This is a genomic window from Aliiroseovarius marinus (assembly GCF_050881025.1).
GTDB classification, from domain to species: domain Bacteria; phylum Pseudomonadota; class Alphaproteobacteria; order Rhodobacterales; family Rhodobacteraceae; genus Aliiroseovarius; species Aliiroseovarius marinus_A.
The window spans coordinates 1,056,228-1,077,296 of sequence record NZ_JBNNXQ010000001.1; the positions used below are offsets into that span (position 1 = coordinate 1,056,228).

The following is a 21,069-nucleotide window of genomic DNA, read 5'->3' on the forward strand; positions in this document are numbered from 1 at the left end:
GCTAGTTTCCGCCGCGTTTGCGGGGCGATTCAGCGCCTGTTCGCGGATGTATTGGAAACACAGACAAAATGGAGCGTGTCATGTTCAAAGGATCTCTTCCTGCCCTGGTTACGCCGTTCAAGGACGGTGCAGTGGATTTCGACGCGCTCAAACACCTTGTAGAGTGGCAGATCGAAGAAGGCTCTTCGGGTCTGGTGCCCGTGGGAACCACCGGCGAAAGCCCCACTTTGACTCATGAAGAGCATGAGGCGGTGATCGAAGCCGTGGTCGACGCCGCTGCTGGTCGCGTGCCAGTGATTGCAGGCGCCGGGTCAAATAACACCGCCGAATCGCTGCGCTTCATGGAGCATGCCAAGCGTGTTGGGGCCGCCGCCGGTCTGGTGGTCACGCCCTATTACAACAAGCCGACCCAGCGCGGGCTGATTGCGCATTATGAAGCGCTGGCCAACGCTGTTGACCTGCCCATCGTGATCTACAACATTCCGGGCCGTTCGGTCGTCGATATGACACCTGAAACCATGGGCGTGCTGGCCAAGCACAAGAATATCGTGGGCGTGAAAGACGCGACGGGCGATCTGGCGCGTGTCAGCTTTCAGCGTATGACCTGTGGCGCGGATTTCGTGCAGCTGTCAGGTGAAGACGCCACCGCGCACGGTTTCAACGCCCAAGGTGGCGTGGGCTGTATCTCGGTTACGGCCAACGTGGCCCCGCGCCTCTGTGCCCAGATGCAGGCGGCAACGCTGGCAGGTGATTTCGGCAAGGCGCTTCAGGTTGCCGATAAGCTGATGCCTTTGCATCAGGCGATCTTCATGGAGCCGGGTCTTTGCGGCGCTAAGTACGGCCTGTCCAAGCTGGGTCGTTGCGGCACCGAGGTGCGCAGCCCGTTGACCGAGATCACGGATGACACCAAGGCTGCAATCGACGCTGCCATGCGTCACGCAGGGCTGATCAACTGATGACAGAACGGCGCGAAGGCGAGCAAACTCTCGCCTTCGATCCTGCCGATAGCGATGGGCCATCTGTGGCATTCATCGGGCGTATCCGCACGCCGTGGCAACCGGGGGACGCGCCGGGAAATGTGGCAGGCGCGCGAAAACGGGTCGCCGAAGAGGGCGGGAGTTTTTTGATCGAGCTGGCGGATGGCTACCAGCCCGGCATCAAAGATTTCACAGTCGGTCAGCACATCATCGTGCTTTATTGGATGGATCAGGCGCGGCGCGATTTGATCGTGCAAACCCCGCGCCATGCAGATGCGCCACGCGGGGTGTTTTCGCTGCGCTCCCCCAATCGGCCCAATCCGATTGCGATGAGCACGGTCGAAATTTTGTCCCTGGAGTTAGAGGCGGGCGTCATAGGCATTGATGCTTTGGACTGTTTTGACGGGACCCCGGTGGTGGATCTGAAGCCATGGATTGCCACGATTGACGCACCGGTTGGCTGAGCAGTCTGGACAGTTCGCGGCGCAGGCCCTACATCCGGCTCATGGCCAAGGCAAAGTCAAAAGAAGAGACCAACTACAAGGTGATCGCTGACAATCGGCGCGCGCGCTATGATTATGCGATCGAGGAAGATATCGAATGTGGTGTCGTCCTGATGGGGTCCGAGGTGAAATCGCTGCGTCAGGGTGGATCGAATATTGCAGAAAGCTATGTCGCCGTGGAAGATGGCGAGCTTTACCTGACCAACGCCTATATCGCGCCGTATAAACAGGCGGTCACATGGGGCCATCTGGAACGGCGCAAACGCAAGTTGCTGGCCTCGAAACGTGAGATTTCCAAGATGTGGAATGCCACCAGCCGCAAGGGCATGACCCTTGTGCCGCTGGTCATGTATTTCAATCACAAGGGTCTGGTGAAGGTGAAAGTGGGCATCGCCAAGGGTAAGAAAGCCCATGACAAGCGTGCGACTGAAGCCAAGCGTGATTGGGGTCGCCAAAAGCAGCGTCTGCTGCGGCACGGCGATTGATCAGGTAATCCCGAAACCTTCATAAGGCAGGAACCGAACGGGCGTGCCCGGTGTGATGTCCATCGCCTCGTCTGGGAGCTCCACGAGCCCCGTGGCCCAGCTCAGACCAGAGATGCGACCGGAACCCTCGGATTTGAACACGTCCACCTGACCGTCTTCGTTTACACGTGCGCGCAGGTACTCGCGGCGGCCTGCTTTCTTTGATTTCTTGAACGCCGCGGGCAGGGTGAATGCCATGGGGGACAACCATGGTCCACCGGCGAGAACCGAAAAGGCCGGGCGTGCGAAGATCAGCGTGGTGACCAATGCGGCCACAGGGTTGCCGGGCAGGCCGAAAACCGGTGTGCCGTTCCATTGGGCCAAGGCCAGCGGGCGCCCCGGTTTGATCGCGATGCGCCAATGGTGCAGCGATCCGGTTTCTTCCAGCAAAGCAGACACGTGGTCTTCGTCGCCCGCCGAGGCGCCGCCAGAGGTCAGGATGACGTCGGCTTGGTTGGCGGCATCGTCAAAGGCGCGTCGCAGCGCGTCGCGGTTGTCAGCCACATGGCCAAGGTCAACGGGGTCGTAGCCCCAGCCTTGCACCAAAGACAGCAGCATTGGGCGGTTGGCGTCGTATGTGCGGGCAGTATCCAGCGTGCTACCCGGTTCCGTCAGCTCGTCACCCGTGGACAAAACGCCCACGCGCAGGCGATTGAAGACCTGCGCCCGTGCCAGACCAAGCGCCGAGAGGAGCGCAACATCAGGTGCGCGCATCTTGTGCCCCATGGGCAGTGCAAGTTTCCCGGCAGCCACATCCTCGCCCGCCGCGCGGGCATTGGCGCCGGGCTTCACACCTGCGGGAAACCGCAGCTGCGCGCCCTCGACCTGCACGTCCTCTTGCAAGACCACGGTATCAACACCCTGCGGCAGAAGCGCACCGGTCAGGATGCGGATCGCATGGCCCTTCGGCACGTTGCCGGTGAACGGGTCCCCAGCAGCTGCGCGCTCGGCAACAAGTGGCAGCGTGATCACGTCGCCCTTTGGCAGGTCCGCATAGGCAAAGGCATAGCCATCCACCGCCGAATTCGCGCCGGGTGGGTTCGACCTTGCGGCCATATGATCTGTGGCAAGGATACGGCCACGCGATTGCGCTGTTGGAATGGCTTCCGTTCCGACCACCGGGGCAAGGCGGGATTTCAGCGTCTCCAGTGCCTCGTCGACCGGCGTCCAGTGCACGCCCGGTGGCAGCGCGAAACAATCGTTTTTCAGGCCGTTGGACTTGCGTGGGGCAAGGCCCGTGGTTTCTGCAATGAACGTGGCAATGGCTTGCGTGTCATCCAGATTGAATACGGGCAGGTTCAGATCGGGCAGAGCCTCGTCACTGGCCACGGCGCGAATGGTGTCGTTCGTGGTGGCGAGCAAAGCCTCGCCGGTGGCGGCGCGATGGGCTTCGATTTTCGGGTGGGGCGCGGATTTGAAACCTTCGACAAGCACGAGGTCGCAGGGTTCAAGCCCCTCAATCAGTGCGGCCAGCTGTGGTTCAGGGTCGTTTCGAAGTTCGTGCAGCGTGGCGATGCGGGACGAAGAGACCAGCACCACTTCTTTCGCGCCAGCAACGCGGTGTCGGTGCGTATCTGTACCCGGTTGTTCCAGATCGACCCCGTGATGGGTGTGTTTCAGCGTCGAAACCCGTAGTCCCTGCGCTGTGAAATGCGCGATCAGGCGCTCCATCAAACCGGTTTTCCCGTTATTTTTCCATCCGGTGACACCAAAAACCTTCATGAAGCCGCCTCCAACAGGGTCTCGGCGCGGGTCAGGTCATCTGGTGTGTTCACATTGAAAAACGGATCATGGGGTGTGGCCGGGAAACTGGCCAGCGCCGCGCCGTGTTTGTCTGTCCATAGCACCACTTTGCGCAGCCCGTCGTTCAGGGCGGCGCGCAGGTCGTCGCGCAGCGCAACGGGCCAGAGGCCAAAGGTGGGTTGGCGCAATGCCCCGCGCTGTGGGTCAAGCGTGGCGGCCAGCGCAATCGGCGTGCCTTCGCGTTGGGCCGCGATCATCAGCCGGTCAACAAGGTCATGTGGAAAAAACGGTGTGTCGGCGGCGGCGGAAACGACATGTGTCGCCCCTGTTTGCGCGGCCCAGTCCATGCCTGCCAATACCCCTGCAAGCGGGCCAGCATAGCCGTCAATACTGTCGGGCAAAACGGGCAGCCCAGTGTCTGCAAATCGAGCGGGGTCGCCATTGGCGTTCAGTGCGATGGCGGCGACTTGTGGGGCAAGGCGCTGGGTCACATGAGACAGAAGCGTGCCGTCACCCAGAGGCAGGCGCCCCTTATCCCCACCGCCCATACGCGTGGCGAGACCTCCGGCCAGAATGATGCCTGCCGGGCGCGTCATTTGCCTGCCTTGCGTTGGTGCTTGCCGCTTTCACGGGCCACATGGGCGGGGTCCATATCGCGGATCAGGCGGTTTTCGCCGGACAGACAGGTAAACCGCTGCCCGCGCATGCGCCCGATCAAGGTCAGGCCCACCTCTTGCGCGATTTCGACGCCCCAAGCCGTAAAGCCAGAGCGCGACACCAACGCGGGAATGCCCATCTGCGCGGTCTTGATCACCATTTCCGAGGTCAGCCGCCCCGTGGTGTACAGGATTTTATCCGTGCCGGACACATTTTCAGACAGCATCCAGCCGGCCACTTTGTCGACCGCATTGTGGCGCCCGACATCCTCCATATAGACCAGAGGGCGGTCTTGGTGACACAGGACGGTGCCGTGAATTGCGCCGGCTTCCAGGTAGAGCGACGGGGTGCGGTTTATCTTGTTGGATAGCGCATAGAGCCATGATGTTTTGACGGTTGTTGATGGCAGTTGCAGCCCGTCCAGACCTTCCATCATGTCCCCGAACACGGTGCCAACGGCACAGCCGGATGTGCGCGTCTTGCGCGCCAGCTTGTCTTCGAAATCCGTTTCCGTGGCGGTGCGCACCACCACTGTGTCGATGTCGTCTTCATACTCGACGCCCGTGATCGTGTCTGCGGCGGACAGCATGCCCTGATTGCGCAAGAAACCCAACGCCAGATACTCGGGATAGTCGCCGATGGTCATGGCGGTGACGATCTCGCGCCGGTTCAGGAAAATGGTCAGGGGGCGTTCTTCGACCACGTTTATCGTGACGGGTTGACCGGTTTCGTCATGGCCTGTCACAGCACGTGTCAACCGCGCCGCGCTGGGGTCGGGCGCGATCAGGTATTTGGAAAGATCAGGGGCGGTGGACAATTGCAACTCCTGCGTCGACGCCGTAAGCGTTGAGGGTAATTTAGGATTTCGACATGACCACGTCCAACCCGAAACGACATTTCCTGCGCGGAACACGCGATGCATTGCCGTTTATTCTGGTGATTATTCCCTTTGCCGCACTTTTCGGCGTGGTTGCGACCGAAGCCGGGCTGAATGTGGCCGAGGTGATGGGCTTTTCCGTTCTGGTCATTGCAGGCGCGGCACAGTTTACGGCCGTGCAGTTGATGACTGAAAATGCACCGACATTGATTGTGATCCTGACGGCACTGGCGGTGAATCTGCGCATGGCGATGTATAGCGCGTCGCTGACCCCCTATCTGGGCAGCGCGCCGATCTGGAAACGCGCCGTGGTGGCCTATCTCATGGTGGATCAGGCCTATGCCTTGTCGCAAATCAAGTTCGAGATGGAGCGCGATCTGACTGTGTCTGAGCGCTTTGCCTACTATGTCGGCACCGTCGCGCCGCTCGCACCTCTCTGGTACGGGGCCAGCTATGTGGGGGCGGTGGCAGGCGCGCAGGTGCCGCCGGAGTTCGCGCTGGATTTCGCCCTGCCGATCACCTTCCTGGCGATGATTGCGCCCGCGTTGCGCACCTTGGCGCATGTGGCCGCGGCGGTGACCTCGGTTCTTGTCGCCTTGCTGATGGCCTGGATGCCCTATGGGTCGGGCCTTCTGGTGGCAGCGATCAGTGCGATGATCGTGGGGGCTCAGGTTGAACTTTACATGGAACGGAGGGCCGTGTGATGGCAGAGGTCAATCACAGCACCGTCTGGCTGGTCATCTTCGCGCTGGCCGTTGGCAGTTTCCTGATCCGCTTCAGCTTTCTGGGCCTGATCGGAGACCGCCCGATGCCAGAATGGGTGCTCAGGCACCTGCGCTATACACCCGTTGCAGTCCTGCCGGGGCTTGTTGCCCCATTGGTGCTGTGGCCGGCTGCAACTGGGGGAATGACGGACCCGGCGCGCCTTGCGGCGGCGCTTGTCACGTTGGCTGTGGGATATTTCAGCCGCAATGTCCTGGCGGCGATCCTGTCAGGCGCCGTCACGCTTTATGCGCTCTTGTATCTGCTGAGTTGATCCGGCGAGGCGTCAGATACCCTTGGTCAGGATCTGCCCATTGTCTTCGGGATCATTGTCACGGAAGGTTTCCGACCGAACACCCGGAAGTTCGCCGAAGCTTTCCATGATTTTCTTGGGGAAATAGGTCTGCGGAATAGACTGGAAGCCGGGCAGGCTGCGCAGAATGGCGCTGACCGACTGGCCACAATGCGCCTTGGGCACAGCGCCATATTGTTTTGCCGCGCGGATGGCCATTTCGGCGACTTGCGGGCTGACCACCAGATCTTGTTTCACCACGTCATACGTCACGCGGGCGTGGTAATCGATGTAGAAATCCACCGCCTTGTCGGTCATGCCATAGTGCAGGTCATGCCGTTCAGGCAGGTTGGGGTGGTGCCATGTGCCGGCGGGATCAAAGATCACCCGCTGCGACCCGTTGATCATCAGGGCCGCATGGGCACCAGACCCCGAGGCCCGCGAAATCACGGTGATCAGGGTCAGGGTCGGGGGACCATCATGCCGGTAAGCCGCTTTTGAAACGGCTTCGTCGCTGGCCCAGACATTGTCTGCTCCGCCACAGGCTGCAAGGCTCAGAACAAGAGCCAGTGCTGCAAACAAGCGCACCATGGTCACCCCTTACGTTTCAGTTGATCGGCTTAAGCGCCCAAAAGCGCCATGATGATCAGAACGACGATGATCGCCACCACTGAACGGACCGAAGCCTTGATAAAGCCTTCATAGGTTTTTTCCTGGGCGCTTGTGTCCATCGTGCCGTGTACGTGATCAGCCATAATGTTCATTCCTGTTCGTTGTCAGCGTTTGGGATCAATTAGCGGATTTTCAGACCGCTGTCACCTTGGTGAGTTGTTGATTTTACCTAAGCGGGTCAATCTTCTTCCAGCTGTGCGGCCAGACGAAAGCCGATCCGGTTGGGTTCGACGTGGTCGGCCTGTTTCGGCAAGGCGCGCAACATGACTGAAAGCTGGCTGACATGCTGGATCAACTGCGTTTTTGATCCCTCGCCATCCGAGCCGTAGAAGGTCAGAACATCCGGATCGAAAAAGCCGATGCCTTCGATGCGCAAGACGCCTGCATCGCCGCCGACAAAGCCCATTGCGATCTCGTGCTCATTGTCGAGCTGTTCCTCAAAATTCTTGATGTAGAGAATCAGTCGCTCATAGGCCCATTGCGCCGGGCTTTTCTGTTCGACGGGTGTTTGGGCCACTTTTTCAGGCAAGGTATGGTCTTCGACCACAACGGGGCCACCCTCGCCGCAGTTTACGGTCTTTCCGCGGGGTTTTCGGGCGGGCTTTTGTTCAGGTTTGTTTGTCATTGGACCACAGTTTTTGACATCAGTTCGCAAGAGTTTGGCACAGGTGGGCAGGGTCGTCACGTCGCGTTCTCGTGAGCGGTGCCAAAAAACAGGGGAATGTCGTTTTTGAGACAGAGCGCCCTGGGGGATGCGGTGACGCTGGAAAAAACAAGGAGCGCACCATGAAAGTTGGATTTGTCGGGTTGGGAAATGTCGGTGGGAAACTGGCCGGCAGCCTGTTGCGAAACGGAATTGACTTGACGGTTCTGGATTTGGACCCGGATTTGATGGCGGAGTTTGTGGCGCGCGGGGCTGCGAAAAGCTCGGGACCGGGCGCGTTGATGCGCGATAGCGATGTTGTGATCACCTGCCTGCCGTCCCCGGCGGCCTGCAATGCAGTGGTCAGCGAAATGTTGGACGAGGTGCGCGACGGCAAGATCTGGCTGGAGATGTCCACCACGGATGAGGCCGAGGTGAAGCGTCTTGGCGCCGAGGTGATTGCGCGTGGTGGGGCGGCGGTGGATTGCCCGGTATCTGGCGGATGCCACCGGGCGGACACGGGCAATATCTCGATCTTTGCCGGCTGTGACCGGGCGACGTTCGAGCGGGTTCTGCCGATCCTGACCGTATTGGGGCGCCGAGTTTTGCATACCGGAGAGCTGGGCAGCGCATCCGTTTTGAAGGTGATGACGAATTATCTGGCGACCGCAAACCTGTTGACGGTGTGCGAGGCGCTGGTGACGATGAAGGCTGCGGGGCTGGACCTGGCCACCACCTATGAGGCGATTAAAATCTCGTCGGGGACGTCTTTTGTGCATGAGACCGAAAGCCAGGTGATCCTGAACGGGTCGCGTGATATTTCCTTCACGATGGACCTTGTGAAAAAGGATATTGGGCTGTTTCAGGACATCGCTGACCGTAGCGGCGTGCCGTTGGAAATCTCGCCTTTGATGATCGAGATTTTCAAAGACGGGATTGAGCGTTTCGGCGAGCGGGCACAGTCAGATGACATCATTCGCCGGCTGGAGGAAGCCACGGGTCTGGACATCACCGCGCCCGGTTTCCCGGCTGAAATGGTGGACGACGAACCCGAAGAGCCGGGATACGAAGTGGTGCCTGCGCGGGCATAGGCAATGGTTTTCATGGTGCTCCCGCCCGTTCGGTCCCTGACGGGTCTCTCGGTTGGGGGTGGCTCATCCTGTGGATGAGCCTTTGGGCGCTCTAGACTGCGCGCCACAGCCATGCGCCGTCGTCGCGACGGGTCCGCGTGGCGCGGCCTTCGTGCAGAAGGTGGTTCAGATGGCCCACCGCTTCGACCAGCGCCAGCCCGTATTCTCCGCCCTTGATCTCGCGTTTGAAGAGCGGAGGGAAACACTCGCCAGCGGTGCGGGGTTCGGACAGAAATGCTTCCAGGCGTTTGAGCGCGCTGTGGTGATTGTCGATCAGCTGGCGCATGCGTGTGGGCAGCCCGGTGAAAGGTAGTTTGTGGCCGGGCAGGACCAGCTGGTCTGGCGTGGCGAATTGTTTGAGCCGTTCGTTGGCCTCGATCCAATCACCCACCGGGTCTGCATCCGGTTCTGTCGCATAGACGCCCAGATTCGGGCTGATCGTGGCAAGAAGCTGATCGCCACCGATCACCAATTCGCCATCCGTGGACCAGAGCGTGGCATGTTCCGGCGCGTGGCCATTGCCGATGTGCACATCCCAATCGCGCCCGCCGAATTGAATGCGGCTGCCTTCCTTGATGCGTTTGAAGCCCAGCGGCATGTCGGCAACGATGTCAGCATAGTTGAAAGGCCGTTCGGTCAGACGTTTTGCAAAGACGTCGCGATCCATGCCCGCCGCGCGCCAATAGGCCAGTGTTTCGTCCACGGGCGCCATCTGTTCGTCCAGCAAAAGCATGCGGGCGAAAAGCCATGCCGTGCGCGTGGTGACCAGTTCGGCGCCGTGATCGCGTTGGAACCACCCGGCCAGTCCCACATGATCGGGGTGGTGGTGCGTGACGATGACGCGCACCACCGGCTTGCCGCCCAAGGGGCCTGCCAGCAGACGCTCCCAGATACGCCGTGTCTTGCCGGTATCAAACCCGGTGTCGACGATGGTCCAGCCACCACCATCTTCGGGGGGGTCTTCGAAGGCAAACACATTCACATGATCCAAAGCCATGGGCAGCGGCAGGCGTGCCCAAAGCACACCCTCGGCCACCTGGATGACCTCGCCCTCGGCCGGGGCGTCGGGAAAGGGAAAGGCGAGTTTCCCGGTTGTCTCGCTGCTCACGATGCCAGGTCTTCTGGGCTGAGTGCATAAAGACCGGCCGCCCCTGCACGCGCTTGCGCAAACTGCGCCACGTGTTCGGGAAGCAGACGGTTGATGTGGAAACGGGCCAGCTCTGTGCGCGGGCCTTTTCCGCCTTCGGCAATGGCGGCTCTCAGGTGCAAATGCGCGCCCAACACGCGGGCAAATCCCATCAGGAAGGGTACGGCGCCAGCGAAGCGGTCTTGCATGTCATCCTGTTCGACCATCCATTCAATGGTTTCACGCAGGTCTTCGGCGGCGGACCAGACGGCTTCGGACATTGTGGGGAACTGTGCGCGGGCCCCTTCGGCCTGCGTTTCGATCTCTTCGAGCAGGCGGAAGGCGGCCTCGCCCCCATCCATCATCTTGCGGCCCACAAGGTCCATCGCCTGAATGCCGTTGGTGCCTTCGTAGATCGCGGTCACGCGCACGTCGCGGCAGTATTGCGCCGCCCCTGTTTCTTCGATGAACCCCATGCCGCCATGGACCTGTACGCCAAGGTGGCTGACCAGAATGCCGGTCTCAGTCCCATAGGCTTTGACGATCGGGGTCAGCAGGGCGGCGCGGGCCTTCCAGCTGTCGTCCCCCGTTGCGGTGGCCATGTCGATCGCTTTTGCCAGCGAAAGTGCCATGGCGCGGGCGGCAAACAATTCGCAGCGCATCTGGGTCAACATGCGGCGCACATCCGCGAAATCGACAATCATGCCGGTGCCGTTCTCGCCCAATGGCGTACGGCCCTGCTTGCGGTCCAGCGCATATTCGAGCGCTTTTTGATAGGCGCCTTCGCCAGCACCCAGACCCTGCACGCCGACACCCAGACGGGCGTTGTTCATCATGGTGAACATGGCGGCCATACCTTTGTGAGGCTCGCCGATCATCCAGCCTTTCGCACCTTCGAAGGACATCACGGCGGTCGGGCTGCCATGCAGGCCCATTTTATGCTCAAGGCTCACCACGCGCAGATCGTTTTTCTCACCCGGATTGCCATCGGCGTCGGGGATCAGCTTGGGCACAAGGAAAAGCGAGATGCCCTTGGTGCCCGGCGCGCCATCGGGCAGGCGTGCCAGCACAAGGTGGCAGACGTTTTCGGTAATGTCGTTGTCACCCCAGCTGATGAAAATCTTCTGGCCGGTCACCGCATAGGTGCCATCACCATTGTCCACAGCCTTGGACGTCAATGCGCCAACATCCGATCCTGCCTGCGCCTCGGTCAGGTTCATCGTGCCAGCCCATTCTCCTGAAATGAGTTTCGGCAGATAGAGGTCTTTGATCTCGTCCGAGGCATGATGCTCCAGCGCTTCGATCTGACCCTGTGTCATCAGGGGGCACAGCTGAAGCGACAGGTTGGCGGCCGACATCATGTCGTTCACGGCGGTTTGAAGGGTAAGGGGCAAGCCCATGCCGCCAAATTCCGGGTCCGCAGCCATACCAATCCAGCCACCTTCAGCAATCGCGGCATAGCTGTCGGCGAAACCCGGCGAGGTACGCACAATGCCGTTTTCCAGAACCGCAGGCGTCAGGTCTCCGTCACGATGCGATGGGGCAAGCTTGTCTTCACACATCTTGCCAGCCTCGGTCAGCACCGCCAAAGCGACGTCATCTGTAGCCTCGGCAAAACGATCCGTTTTCGGCAGGTCGTTGTAGCCAATGACGTGCTCGAACAGGAACTGGAAGTCTTCGGTTGTGGCGCGGTAGGTCATGTTCGATCCTTGGCTTCTGGGCTTTGGCCGGTTAACTGGTCTTTGATGATCCCTTACCGAAGGTCAGGGGAGTGGCAAAGGAAAACGCAGCGTCATGGTCGAGCGCGAGTTGAAAACCGAGCACCTAAAAGCGGATGCGGACGGCATCGCGCGCGCGGCGCAACTGCTGCGTGACGGAGTGCTTGTGTCCTTCCCGACCGAGACGGTTTACGGGCTGGGTGCGGATGCCACGAATGACACCGCTGTGGCGCGGATTTTTGAGGCCAAGGGGCGGCCCCATTTCAATCCGTTGATTGTGCATCTGCCATCGCTTGATGCGGTGGCGCACTATGCCGATCTGACAGGTGTGGCGCGCGATCTTGCCCATGCGTTTTGGCCCGGCCCATTGACCCTTGTGCTGCCCTTGAAGTCGAACGGACCGCTTTCGGCGCTGGTGTCGGCGGGCTTGCCGACCGTGGCCATCCGCGTGCCCGCGCACCCGTTGGCGCAGGCGCTTTTGACCCAGGCAGGCGTACCTGTCGCCGCGCCTTCGGCCAACCCGTCGGGGCGGATCAGCCCGTCAACCGCGCAGCATGTGCTGGATGGGTTATCGGGTCGGATCGAGGCGGTTCTGGATGGTGGCCCATGTGACGTAGGGGTGGAAAGCACGATCCTGGGCATCGAGCCCAGCCCCGTGCTGCTGCGCCCCGGCGGCTTGCCGGTTGAGGCGCTTGAGGCGGCTTTGGGTGGCCCGCTTGCCATCCGCGACGATGGCGCAGCGATCAGCGCGCCGGGTCAGTTGACCTCGCATTACGCCCCCGCGGCACGCGTACGGCTGAACGCAGAAGCCGCACGCCCAGATGAACGGTTGCTTGGCTTTGGGGATGTTGATGCGGATTTGAACCTGTCGCCATCCGGTGATCTGGTCGAGGCGGCGGCAAATCTGTTTGGGTATTTGCACCGGTTGGATGCGGACGGAGAAGCCCCGATTGCCGTGTCTCCAGTACCGGATCACGGGTTGGGGCGGGCGATCAACGACCGTTTGCAGCGCGCCGCCGCGCCGCGTGACTAAAGCGTTTCGAAATCAATAGGTTCCGCGCGTTTTAGACGTTACGCGTTCCCACCTTCAGAGGACAGCAAGAGCGGGTCGATGCCAAGTTTTGCCAATGCAGCCGACCATTTCCCCTCATTGTCCGGGGAAAACACGATGGCCTCTTCAGCGTCGCAGGTGAGCCACGCGTTTTGCAGGATCTCGTCCTCGATCTGACCCGGTGACCATCCCGCGTAACCCAATGCGGCAAGCGCCTCTTTCGGGCCTTCGCCATGGGCCATGGCCTCCAGAATATCGCGTGTCGCGGTCATCGAAAATGCGTCATCCACTTTCAGCGTCGAGGCGTCATTGTCGTATTCACCAGAATGCAGAACAAACCCGCGACCCCCTTCAACGGGACCCCCGAAGAACACCTTTCCGGCCTTGGTGATAGAGCTTGCGTCGATCTCAAGCTGTTTCAGCACGTCGCCCAGCGAAAGATCCGGGGCGGGTTTGTTCACGATCAGACCCATGGCACCTTCAGGTGAATGGGCGCATAGGAAAACCACCGATTTTTCAAAACGAGGGTCGCCCATTCCGGGCATGGCGATCAGGAGCTTACCGCTCAGATCCATCTGCGTGTCGTCTGTGCTGCTCATAGGTTCAGCAAAGCCTTCAATGGACAGAAAGGCAAGGGTGCGTTTCAGAGAAATCCCTGAATTGTGATTTCACATTGATCACGCTGTGCGTATGTATCAGGGCATGAAGATAGCGAAACTCATTCTGTCCGGCTGGATCGGTCTGGCCGCCTGTTTGTCGCCTGCACAGGCGCAAAGCGGCTATCCGCCCGCAATAGAAGATGTCGTGTCCGTAGATGTCCTGCCGGGGTGGCGCACTGAAAACGGCACACATATGGCCGCGATCCGTATCCGGCTGGCCGAGGGGTGGAAAACCTATTGGCGTGCGCCGGGCGAGGCGGGCATCCCCCCCAGCCTGAACTTGCAGGGGTCGCGAAATCTGGCGTCAGTCGCGTTGCACTGGCCGGTGCCCGAGGTGTTCGACACCGCCGGGATGCAAACCATTGGCTATACCGAAGATCTGGTCTTGCCAATGTCGTTGACGCCGCGACAGATGGGTCGGGATATGCAGTTGAAGGGCAAGGTGCATCTTGGTGTCTGCAAAGACGTCTGCATGCCCACCGAGGCAGAGATATCCGTTACCCTGCCGATGGAGGGTGCCGCCGCCAAAAGCCCGATCAAACGGGCTTTGCGGGCACGGCCGGATACCGCAAAAGAAGCGGGTTTGAAAAGCGCTATCTGCACCATTGACCCCATCCGTGATGGGCTGCGCGTGACCGCACGGCTGCGTTTGCCGCGTGTGGGGCGTGCAGAGGTGGTGGTGATCGAGACCGCAAACCGCTCGGTCTGGGTCGAGCCTGTGTCGACCACTCGTCAGGGGGATGTACTGGAAACCGTGGCTGATCTGGTGCCGGCATCCGGGAAACCGTTTATCCTGAACCGCTCAGATTTGCGTCTGACCGTGCTGGCGGCCGGACGCGGTGTCGATATTCGCGGCTGTACCGGCAGCTGATCCGGCTGACGAAAACACTTCGGACTAGATATGTGCCGCAGGTTTGTCCCGAAACGCTTTAGGGTCGCCAATCAAACATTCTTTGCCGCCTTTCCCGTTGCGGGGGGGTGATTCCACGCCTATACGGTATGCGACGAAGCCCATTGGGCCAGAGAGGTTGGCTGTCGAGGATCGACCCAGATAGGGGATCAGACACAGCGTCGTTGATGAAAAGAGGCAGCCTCTTTGCGCCCGCATTTTGCGTGAAAGGATGTCGCATGACCCGTCTTGCCCTTGTTCTTCTTGGCCTTCTGGCCGGTCCTGCCATCGCCCATCCGGGCCATATCGGCGAGATCGCCGGGCATGGGCATCTGGGGGGTATTATTTTGATCGGTCTGGCCGCCGCCATCGGTCTTTGGGCAGCGCTCAAGGGTCGCAAGGATGCCGAAGCCAAGGCAGATGATGCGGACGAGGCAGATGACGAAGAGCTGCAGGAGGCCTGAGGCATGTCGAAAATTGGTGTGATGATCTGCGGGCATGGCTCGCGCAGCCAGGACGCTGTGGATCAGTTCGCAGTCCTAGCTGAAAAACTCCCGGCTTACTTCCCCGACGACTGGATGACCGATTATGGCTATCTGGAGTTCGCCAACCCGGTGATCCGCGACGGCTTGGACCGTCTGCGCGAAGCGGGCTGTGACCGCATTCTGGCCGTGCCGGGCATGCTGTTTGCCGCAATGCACACCAAGAACGACATTCCGACGGTTCTGAACTCCTACGCTGAAAAGCACGGGATCGACGTGACCTATGGCCGCGAATTGGGCGTGGACCCCAAGATGATCGCCGCCGCTGGCGCACGCATTCAGGAAGCCGTCGACGCTGCCAATGCTGACAAAGGCGACGTGCCGCTGGAAGAAACCTGCCTTGTGGTCATCGGCCGTGGTGCCTCGGACCCCGACGCCAACGGCAACGTCGCCAAAGTGGCGCGTCTGCTGCAGGAAGGTATGGGCTTTGGGTGGTTGGAAGTGGGCTATTCCGGCGTGACCTTCCCGCTGGTTGAGCCTTGCCTGAACCACGTGACCAAGCTGGGCTACAAGCGCGTCATCGTCTTCCCGTATTTCCTGTTCTCTGGCATCCTGATCGACCGGATCTATGGCTTCACCGACAAGGTGGCCGCTGAAAACCCGGATATCCATTTCGTCAAAGCCGGATATCTGAACGATCACCCGAAAGTTCTGGAAACCTTCGCTGAGCGTGTGACCGAGCAGCTGGGCGAAATGCGTCCGCCGAACTGCGGCACCTGTGGCTATCGCACGCAGGTTTTGGCGATGGATGGCGGCGAGGCCAAGACAATCCCGGTGGAAACCCGCGAAAAGCACCCCGCCTTCGCAGACGTCCCGCCACCCACCTGCGTGATGTGCAAGTACCGCGTGGAAGTGCTGGGTTTCGAGGCCGAGGTTGGCGCCATTCAGGAAAGCCACCACCATCACGTCGAAGGGCAGGGAGCCTCGGCGCCCGGCTCGAACGTCGCGGATTGTAAGCTGTGTGACACGTTCTGCACCGGCGAATGCCGCCTGCATATGGGGCACCACCACCATCACCACGATCATGATCACCACCACGACCATGCGCATGACCACGATCACTCCCACGATCACGGGCACGATCATCATCATCACGATCATGACCACGTGCACGCGGAATACCCCCATGCGAAACACCCGCATGGCCCGGAATCGGCCCGATCGAAATGAGCACGGGCCGTCCTCCCTTGCGCTATGAACGCGACCCGATGGCGATCTATGCCGAAAGCTTCGCGACCCTGCGCCGCGAAGCGCGGCTGGAGCGTTTCCCGGGCGGGATGGCCGCGCTGGCGACCCGCGTGATCCACGCCTGCGGCATGGTCGAAGTCGCGGATCGGCTGGCGTTTTCATCCAACGCCTATGAGGTAGGCCACGCCGCATTGAAATCCGGCGCACCGGTGTTTTGCGATTGCGAGATGGTGGGCGCGGGGATCATCCGCCGCTATCTACCCGCTGAGAACGAAGTGATCGTCACCCTGAACGACCCGCGCACCCCGCCTCTGGCGAAAGAGATCGGCAACACGCGCTCCGCTGCCGCGGTCGAGCTGTGGGCAGACAAGCTGGACGGCGCTGTGGTCGCCGTTGGCAACGCCCCCACGGCGCTGTTCCATCTGTTGGAGCTGATCGACGCAGGCGGGCCGAAACCTGCTGTGATCCTCGGCTTCCCCGTTGGCTTTGTTGGCGCTGCCGAAAGCAAAGCGGAACTGGCAAACAACCCACGCGGATGTGAGTTTGTGGCTCTGCGCGGACGTCGCGGTGGCTCGGCGATTGCCTCTGCCGCTGTGAACGCACTGGCAGCGGGGCTACCGGAGGAAAACGCATGACCCAGCCTTGGCTGCATATCATCGGCATCGGCGAAGATGGCGTTGACGGGTTGGCCCCGGCCACTCGCGCGGTGCTGGATGCGGCCGAAGTTATCATCGGCGGCAGTCGCCATCATGATATGGTTGCGGGCGATGCGGAACGCCTGTCATGGCCCTCGCCCTTCGACAGCTTGATTTCTGAACTGGACGCACGGCGCGGCAAGCGCGTGGCCGTGCTGGCGACGGGTGATCCTTTGTGGTTCTCGGTCGGGGCCAAGATCGGGCGTCATATCGACCCGTCCCAGATCGTCTATCACCCGCAGGTCGGTGCCTTCCAACTGGCCGCCGCTCGTATGGGCTGGTCGATGGCGGATCTGGAAACTCTGACGGTACATGGTCGCCCTGTCGAGCAGATGATTGCCTTCATCCAACCTGATGCGCGGCTGTTGGTGCTGACCACCGGCTCTGAAACCCCCAGCCAGATCGCCGCTTTCCTGACGGAGCGCGGCTTCGGCAAATCCCGCATGACGGTTCTGGCTCATATGGGCGGCGAGAAAGAAGCGCGGTTTGATGGGTTGGCGGACAGCTGGGACCACGAGGTGCCCGAGTTCAATACGCTGGCGGTAGACTGTATTGCCGCCCCCGACGCAGCACTTCTGCCGCGCGTGCCGGGACTGGCCGATGAGCTTTTCCAATCAGACGGTACCATGACCAAGCAAGAGGTCCGCGCGGTTACGCTGGCGAAGCTGATGCCGATGCGCGGCGCGCTTTTGTGGGATATCGGCACGGGCTGTGGCTCGGTCGCGGTCGAATGGATGCGCGGCGCACGCTATGCCCGCGCCATCGGCATTGAGCCGAAGCCCGAACGCCGCGCCATGGCTGCCGCGAACGCGCTGGCGCTGGGCGTGCCGCGATTGGCGCTTGTCGACGGCATGGTCCCCGCCGCGCTGGACGGGCTTGATGCGCCCGATGCCGTGTTCATCGGCGGTGGCCTGACCGAGGAAACCTTCGACGCCGCGTGGGCCGCCTTGCGCCCGCTGGGCCGGCTGGTCGCCAACGCCGTCACCATCGAAAGCGAGATGTGCCTGACCGCGCTGCACAAGAAACACGGTGGGCAGCTGGTGAAACTGTCCGTCGAACGCGCCGAAGAGCTTGGATCGCTCTCTGGCTGGAAGCCGCTGCGCCCTGTCACCCAATGGAGCCTGATCAAAAGATGAACGGAACCCTTTACGGGATTGGCCTTGGCCCGGGTGACCCCGAGCTGATGACGCTGAAGGCTGCGCGCCTGATCGCTGCTGCAAAGGTTGTGGCCTATCCAGCGCTCGAGCGTGGTGACAGCTTCGCCCGGTCCATCGCGGCGGACCTGATCGCGGACCACGCAGAGGAAATCTGCATCCCCGTCCCAATGACGGTCGAACGCGGGCCCGCGCAGGCGGCTTATGACGCTGGTGCCGCAGCGATTGCCGAACGTCTGGCGGCCGGCGACGATGTGGTCGTGCTGTGCGAGGGCGACCCGTTTTTCTATGGTTCGTTCATGTATCTGTTTGCCCGCCTGTCGGACCGGTTCGAGTGCGAGATCATCCCCGGCGTGACCTCGATCACCACCGTTGCCGCCCGCGCGCAAAAGCCCTTGGTGGCCCGCAACGAACGCCTGACCGTGCTGCCCGGCCCGCTGGACGAGGCCGAACTTCGGTCGCGGATCGAAGGCGCAGAGTCGGTGGCGATCATGAAAGTAGGCCGTCACCTGCCGAAAATCCGCGCAGTCATTGATGACCTCGGCCTGACCGACAAAGCCACCTATGTGGAACGCGCCAGCTTGCCTGAAGAGGTCGTTCTGCCCCTGTCCGAGGCCCCTGAAAAGGCCCCCTATTTCTCGATGATCCTGCTTGCGAAAGGAACCGACCCATGGCTGTAACGCCTGTTGTAATTTGCCTGAATGCCTCGGGCGAGCCGCTGGCGCACAAGGTCGCCAAACTTCTGGGCGCGCAGGTGCATGGCCGTGAAACTCGCGTAGAGAAAGCCGATGCTTTCTTTCCCAACGCGCTGGATCACGTGCGCATGTTGTTTGCCGCGGGCACGCCGATTGTGGGTGTTTGCGCGGCGGGCATCCTGATCCGTGCGGTGGCGCCGATCCTTGCCAACAAGCTGGCCGAACCGCCGGTGGTGGCTGTGGCGGATGATGGCTCTGCCGTGCTGCCTTTGCTGGGCGGACACCGTGGGGCGAACCGTTTGGCCTCGCAAATCGCTGCGGACATTGGCGCGACTGCTGCTGTGACCACCGCAGGCGATGTGTCGATGGGCGTGGCGCTGGATGAGCCGCCCGTTGGCTATCGCTTGGCCAATCAGAAGGATGCTAAGGAAGCCATGGCAGAACTTCTGTCGGGCGCCGGTGTGTCCATTGTGGGCGAGAACATCTTTGACATTGAAGACGCAGGCGGCGCGGTTGAGCTGGTCGTATCCGAAGCGCCGGTCGAGACCGGCCCGACCCGTCTGGCCTATCACCCGCAGCGCTTCGCGCTGGGCGTGGGTTGTGCGCGCAACGCAGACCCGGATGAGCTGTGGCAGAATGTGTCAGAACAGCTGGCCGCCGCCAACATCGCACCCGAGGCCATAGCCTGCGTCACCTCGCTGGACCTGAAAGCCGACGAGCGTGCGATGAACGATCTGGCGCGCCGTCTGGGCGTGCCTTTCCGTGTGTTCACTGCCGCCGAGCTGGAAGCCGAGACCGCGCGTCTGGCGAACCCCTCGGACGTGGTGTTCGAAGAGGTTGGCTGTCACGGTGTGTCGGAAGGTGCGGCGCTGGCTGCGGCTGGGCCCGACGCCGAACTGGTCGTGCCCAAGGTTAAAACCGCCAACACCACCTGCGCCATCGCACGCGCACCCGCGCCGATCACCGAGATGCGCGGCCGGACCCGTGGCAAGCTCTCTATCGTCTCGATCGGGCCGGGCCAGCACACTTGGCGCACGCCGGAAGCCAGCCACCTTTTGCAGGAGGCTGAAGAGCTGGTGGGCTATGGCTTGTATATCGACCTGATCGGCCCACTGGCCGCTGGCAAAACCCGGTCGGACTTCCCGCTGGGCGGCGAAGAAGACCGCTGCCGTTATGCGCTGGAACAGGCAGGCAAGGGCAAGAACGTGGCTTTGGTCTGCTCGGGTGACGCGGGCATCTATGCGATGGGTGCGCTGGTGTATGAACTGTTGGACCGTACTGCCGAAGAAAAAGGCGTGACGGATGCAGCGCGTCGGGTCGAAGTGGTGTCCACACCCGGCGTGTCCGCGCTGCAGGGTGCCGCCGCCCGTGCGGGCGCACCGTTGGGTCACGACTTCTGCGCGATTTCGCTGTCGGATCTGCTGACCCACCGCGAGGACATCGTGAAGCGTCTGCACGCGGCCGCTGAGGGTGACTTCGTGATCGCATTCTACAACCCCGTGTCGATGAAGCGTCGCACCCTGCTGGCCGAAGCCCGCGACATCCTGCTGAAGCATCGCCCGGCGGATACGCCCGTCATGCTGGCATCCAATCTGGGCCGCCCGACCGAAAACATCCGCTATCGCCGTTTGGACGAATTGCAGGTGGATGAGGTCGATATGCTGACCGTGGTGCTGGTGGGCTCGTCGAACTCGCGGCTGGCGCAGCTGGGCGAAGGCCCGCGTATGTTTACCCCGCGCGGCTATGCCCGCCGCATTGATGGAGATCTGTCATGACCGTCTATTTCATTGGGGCAGGCCCCGGCGATCCCGAGCTTCTGACCCTGAAAGCGCAGCGCGTCATTGGTGAGTGTCCGGTGTGCCTCTACGCGGGGTCTTTGGTCCCGCCGCAGGTGGTGGCCTGTGCGCCCGAAGGTGCGAAAGTCATGGACACCGCCGCGATGACGTTGGATGACACCCATGCCGAGATCAAAGCGGCGCATGCGCGTGGCGAAGACGTGGCCCGTGTGCATTCGGGCGATCCGTCGCTTTACGGCGCGATTGCCGAGCAAATCCGCCGTCTGAACGCCGATGGGATCGACTATCAGGTCATCCCCGGCGTGCCTGCCTATGCCGCCGCTGCCGCTGCTTTGGGGCAGGAATTGACCATTCCGGAAATCGCGCAATCCATCGTGTTGACCCGTATGTCGATGCAGTCGACCTCGATGCCCGAAGGGGAAACGCTCGAGAACTTCGCAAAGACAGGCGCAACACTGGCCATCCATCTGGCCGTGCGCAACATGCGTGAGATCGAGCGCGTGTTGACGCCCCACTATGGCGAAGACTGCCCGGTGGTCGTGGCCTATCGCGTCGGCTGGCCGGACGAGATGTTCATTCGCGGCACGATCAAAGACATCCGCAAAAAAGTGCGCGCCGAGAAGATCACCCGCACCGCGCTGATCCTTGTCGGCCCTGCGCTGGACCGTGGCCGGGATTTCAAAGATTCCGCGCTTTATGATCCCGAAAAGCCCCACGTTCTGCGCCCGGTTGTGGGTGTTGATCTGGTCGAGGATCACAATACCTGATCTGGATGC

General features: G+C 61.4%; 24 protein-coding genes. 15 read left to right on the forward strand and 9 right to left on the reverse strand.

All coding sequences use genetic code 11. The annotated features are described in order from the left end of the window. Nucleotides 1–80: 80 nt before the first annotated feature. Genes dapA through smpB form a run of 3 tightly spaced genes read left to right on the forward strand, consistent with a single transcriptional unit; the run spans nucleotide 81 to nucleotide 1,965 of the window. Nucleotides 81–956 carry a 4-hydroxy-tetrahydrodipicolinate synthase gene (gene dapA / locus ACRY08_RS05005; RefSeq protein WP_432448746.1) on the forward strand — a complete coding sequence of 292 codons (876 nt, stop codon included), beginning with the start codon at nucleotides 81–83 and terminating at the stop codon, nucleotides 954–956. Further along, a complete protein-coding gene (gene tsaA / locus ACRY08_RS05010; RefSeq protein WP_432448747.1) occupies nucleotides 956–1,441 on the forward strand; it encodes a tRNA (N6-threonylcarbamoyladenosine(37)-N6)-methyltransferase TrmO in 486 nt (161 codons plus the stop codon). The genes dapA and tsaA overlap by 1 nt, the downstream gene beginning before the upstream one ends. A 41-nt stretch (nucleotides 1,442–1,482) precedes the next feature. After that, complete coding sequence (gene smpB / locus ACRY08_RS05015; RefSeq protein WP_432448748.1) at nucleotides 1,483–1,965, forward strand: SsrA-binding protein SmpB; 483 nt, start codon at nucleotides 1,483–1,485, stop codon at nucleotides 1,963–1,965. Here smpB and ACRY08_RS05020 read toward each other — a convergent pair whose 3' ends face one another. From ACRY08_RS05020 to ACRY08_RS05030, 3 genes are read right to left on the reverse strand one after another with little or no spacing between them, the layout of a single operon-like run. Then, a complete protein-coding gene (locus tag ACRY08_RS05020; protein WP_432448749.1) occupies nucleotides 1,966–3,726 on the reverse strand; it encodes a bifunctional molybdopterin-guanine dinucleotide biosynthesis adaptor protein MobB/molybdopterin molybdotransferase MoeA in 1,761 nt (586 codons plus the stop codon). Beyond that, nucleotides 3,723–4,343, reverse strand: coding sequence for a molybdenum cofactor guanylyltransferase MobA (mobA, locus tag ACRY08_RS05025; RefSeq protein WP_432448750.1), 621 nt, complete (start codon nucleotides 4,341–4,343; stop codon nucleotides 3,723–3,725). Before mobA ends, ACRY08_RS05020 begins: the two co-directional genes overlap by 4 nt. Next, entirely contained in the window at nucleotides 4,340–5,227 is an 888-nt protein-coding gene (locus tag ACRY08_RS05030; protein ID WP_432448751.1) for a formate dehydrogenase accessory sulfurtransferase FdhD, read from the reverse strand. The genes mobA and ACRY08_RS05030 overlap by 4 nt, the downstream gene beginning before the upstream one ends. A gap of 47 nt (nucleotides 5,228–5,274) precedes the next feature. Here ACRY08_RS05030 and ACRY08_RS05035 point away from each other — a divergent pair, with 47 nt between their 5' ends. Both ACRY08_RS05035 and ACRY08_RS05040 read left to right on the forward strand, forming a co-directional pair. Then, nucleotides 5,275–5,985, forward strand: a complete 711-nt coding sequence (locus ACRY08_RS05035) for an AzlC family ABC transporter permease (protein WP_432448752.1) — start codon at nucleotides 5,275–5,277, stop codon at nucleotides 5,983–5,985. After that, entirely contained in the window at nucleotides 5,985–6,317 is a 333-nt protein-coding gene (locus ACRY08_RS05040) for an AzlD domain-containing protein (RefSeq protein ID WP_432448753.1), read from the forward strand. Before ACRY08_RS05035 ends, ACRY08_RS05040 begins: the two co-directional genes overlap by 1 nt. A gap of 12 nt (nucleotides 6,318–6,329) precedes the next feature. Here ACRY08_RS05040 and ACRY08_RS05045 read toward each other — a convergent pair whose 3' ends face one another. The 3 genes from ACRY08_RS05045 to ACRY08_RS05055 all read right to left on the reverse strand — a co-directional run bounded on the left by ACRY08_RS05045 (nucleotide 6,330) and on the right by ACRY08_RS05055 (nucleotide 7,632). Continuing rightward, nucleotides 6,330–6,926: a hypothetical protein gene (locus ACRY08_RS05045; RefSeq protein ID WP_432448754.1), complete on the reverse strand. Its 597-nt coding sequence runs from the start codon at nucleotides 6,924–6,926 to the stop codon at nucleotides 6,330–6,332. Nucleotides 6,927–6,955: 29 nt separating this feature from the next. Continuing rightward, a complete protein-coding gene (locus tag ACRY08_RS05050) occupies nucleotides 6,956–7,090 on the reverse strand; it encodes an aa3-type cytochrome c oxidase subunit IV (protein ID WP_432448755.1) in 135 nt (44 codons plus the stop codon). 95 nt (nucleotides 7,091–7,185) lie between these two features. Then, a complete protein-coding gene (locus ACRY08_RS05055) occupies nucleotides 7,186–7,632 on the reverse strand; it encodes a DUF6173 family protein (protein ID WP_432448756.1) in 447 nt (148 codons plus the stop codon). 161 nt (nucleotides 7,633–7,793) lie between these two features. Between ACRY08_RS05055 and ACRY08_RS05060 the strand changes: the two genes are divergently transcribed. Beyond that, complete coding sequence (locus tag ACRY08_RS05060; RefSeq protein WP_432448757.1) at nucleotides 7,794–8,741, forward strand: NAD(P)-dependent oxidoreductase; 948 nt, start codon at nucleotides 7,794–7,796, stop codon at nucleotides 8,739–8,741. A 91-nt stretch (nucleotides 8,742–8,832) separates the two neighbouring features. On the opposite strand, the gene ACRY08_RS05065 is transcribed toward ACRY08_RS05060, so the two are convergent. Together ACRY08_RS05065 and ACRY08_RS05070 are read right to left on the reverse strand one after the other, a co-directional pair. After that, nucleotides 8,833–9,888: an MBL fold metallo-hydrolase gene (locus ACRY08_RS05065; RefSeq protein WP_432448758.1), complete on the reverse strand. Its 1,056-nt coding sequence runs from the start codon at nucleotides 9,886–9,888 to the stop codon at nucleotides 8,833–8,835. After that, on the reverse strand, nucleotides 9,885–11,606 hold the full coding sequence (locus tag ACRY08_RS05070) for an acyl-CoA dehydrogenase (RefSeq protein WP_432448759.1): 1,722 nt from the start codon (nucleotides 11,604–11,606) through the stop codon (nucleotides 9,885–9,887). The genes ACRY08_RS05065 and ACRY08_RS05070 overlap by 4 nt, the downstream gene beginning before the upstream one ends. Nucleotides 11,607–11,700: 94 nt before the next feature. Here ACRY08_RS05070 and ACRY08_RS05075 point away from each other — a divergent pair, with 94 nt between their 5' ends. Beyond that, nucleotides 11,701–12,657 (forward strand): L-threonylcarbamoyladenylate synthase, encoded by a 957-nt coding sequence (locus tag ACRY08_RS05075; RefSeq protein WP_432448760.1) that lies wholly within the window; start codon nucleotides 11,701–11,703, stop codon nucleotides 12,655–12,657. A gap of 38 nt (nucleotides 12,658–12,695) precedes the next feature. Here ACRY08_RS05075 and ACRY08_RS05080 read toward each other — a convergent pair whose 3' ends face one another. Continuing rightward, on the reverse strand, nucleotides 12,696–13,274 hold the full coding sequence (locus ACRY08_RS05080) for a YqgE/AlgH family protein (RefSeq protein ID WP_432448761.1): 579 nt from the start codon (nucleotides 13,272–13,274) through the stop codon (nucleotides 12,696–12,698). Nucleotides 13,275–13,377: 103 nt separating this feature from the next. Here ACRY08_RS05080 and ACRY08_RS05085 point away from each other — a divergent pair, with 103 nt between their 5' ends. The 8 genes from ACRY08_RS05085 (at nucleotide 13,378) to cobM (ending at nucleotide 21,060) form a co-directional block, all read left to right on the forward strand. Then, nucleotides 13,378–14,205 carry a protein-disulfide reductase DsbD domain-containing protein gene (locus ACRY08_RS05085; protein WP_432448762.1) on the forward strand — a complete coding sequence of 276 codons (828 nt, stop codon included), beginning with the start codon at nucleotides 13,378–13,380 and terminating at the stop codon, nucleotides 14,203–14,205. A gap of 257 nt (nucleotides 14,206–14,462) precedes the next feature. After that, nucleotides 14,463–14,687: a DUF6732 family protein gene (locus tag ACRY08_RS05090; protein ID WP_432448763.1), complete on the forward strand. Its 225-nt coding sequence runs from the start codon at nucleotides 14,463–14,465 to the stop codon at nucleotides 14,685–14,687. Nucleotides 14,688–14,690: 3 nt separating this feature from the next. Beyond that, entirely contained in the window at nucleotides 14,691–15,935 is a 1,245-nt protein-coding gene (locus ACRY08_RS05095; protein ID WP_432448764.1) for a sirohydrochlorin chelatase, read from the forward strand. Next, a complete protein-coding gene (locus ACRY08_RS05100; RefSeq protein ID WP_432448765.1) occupies nucleotides 15,932–16,588 on the forward strand; it encodes a precorrin-8X methylmutase in 657 nt (218 codons plus the stop codon). Before ACRY08_RS05095 ends, ACRY08_RS05100 begins: the two co-directional genes overlap by 4 nt. Continuing rightward, nucleotides 16,585–17,784 (forward strand): precorrin-6y C5,15-methyltransferase (decarboxylating) subunit CbiE, encoded by a 1,200-nt coding sequence (gene cbiE / locus ACRY08_RS05105; protein WP_432448766.1) that lies wholly within the window; start codon nucleotides 16,585–16,587, stop codon nucleotides 17,782–17,784. The genes ACRY08_RS05100 and cbiE overlap by 4 nt, the downstream gene beginning before the upstream one ends. Next, the gene (cobI, locus tag ACRY08_RS05110; RefSeq protein WP_432448767.1) at nucleotides 17,781–18,482 is read left to right on the forward strand and encodes a precorrin-2 C(20)-methyltransferase; all 702 of its coding nucleotides are present in this window, start codon (nucleotides 17,781–17,783) and stop codon (nucleotides 18,480–18,482) included. Before cbiE ends, cobI begins: the two co-directional genes overlap by 4 nt. Beyond that, nucleotides 18,473–20,272 carry a precorrin-3B C(17)-methyltransferase gene (gene cobJ / locus ACRY08_RS05115; protein WP_432448768.1) on the forward strand — a complete coding sequence of 600 codons (1,800 nt, stop codon included), beginning with the start codon at nucleotides 18,473–18,475 and terminating at the stop codon, nucleotides 20,270–20,272. Before cobI ends, cobJ begins: the two co-directional genes overlap by 10 nt. Continuing rightward, nucleotides 20,269–21,060 (forward strand): precorrin-4 C(11)-methyltransferase, encoded by a 792-nt coding sequence (gene cobM, locus ACRY08_RS05120; protein ID WP_432448769.1) that lies wholly within the window; start codon nucleotides 20,269–20,271, stop codon nucleotides 21,058–21,060. Before cobJ ends, cobM begins: the two co-directional genes overlap by 4 nt. The last annotated feature ends 9 nt before the right edge of the window (nucleotides 21,061–21,069 follow it).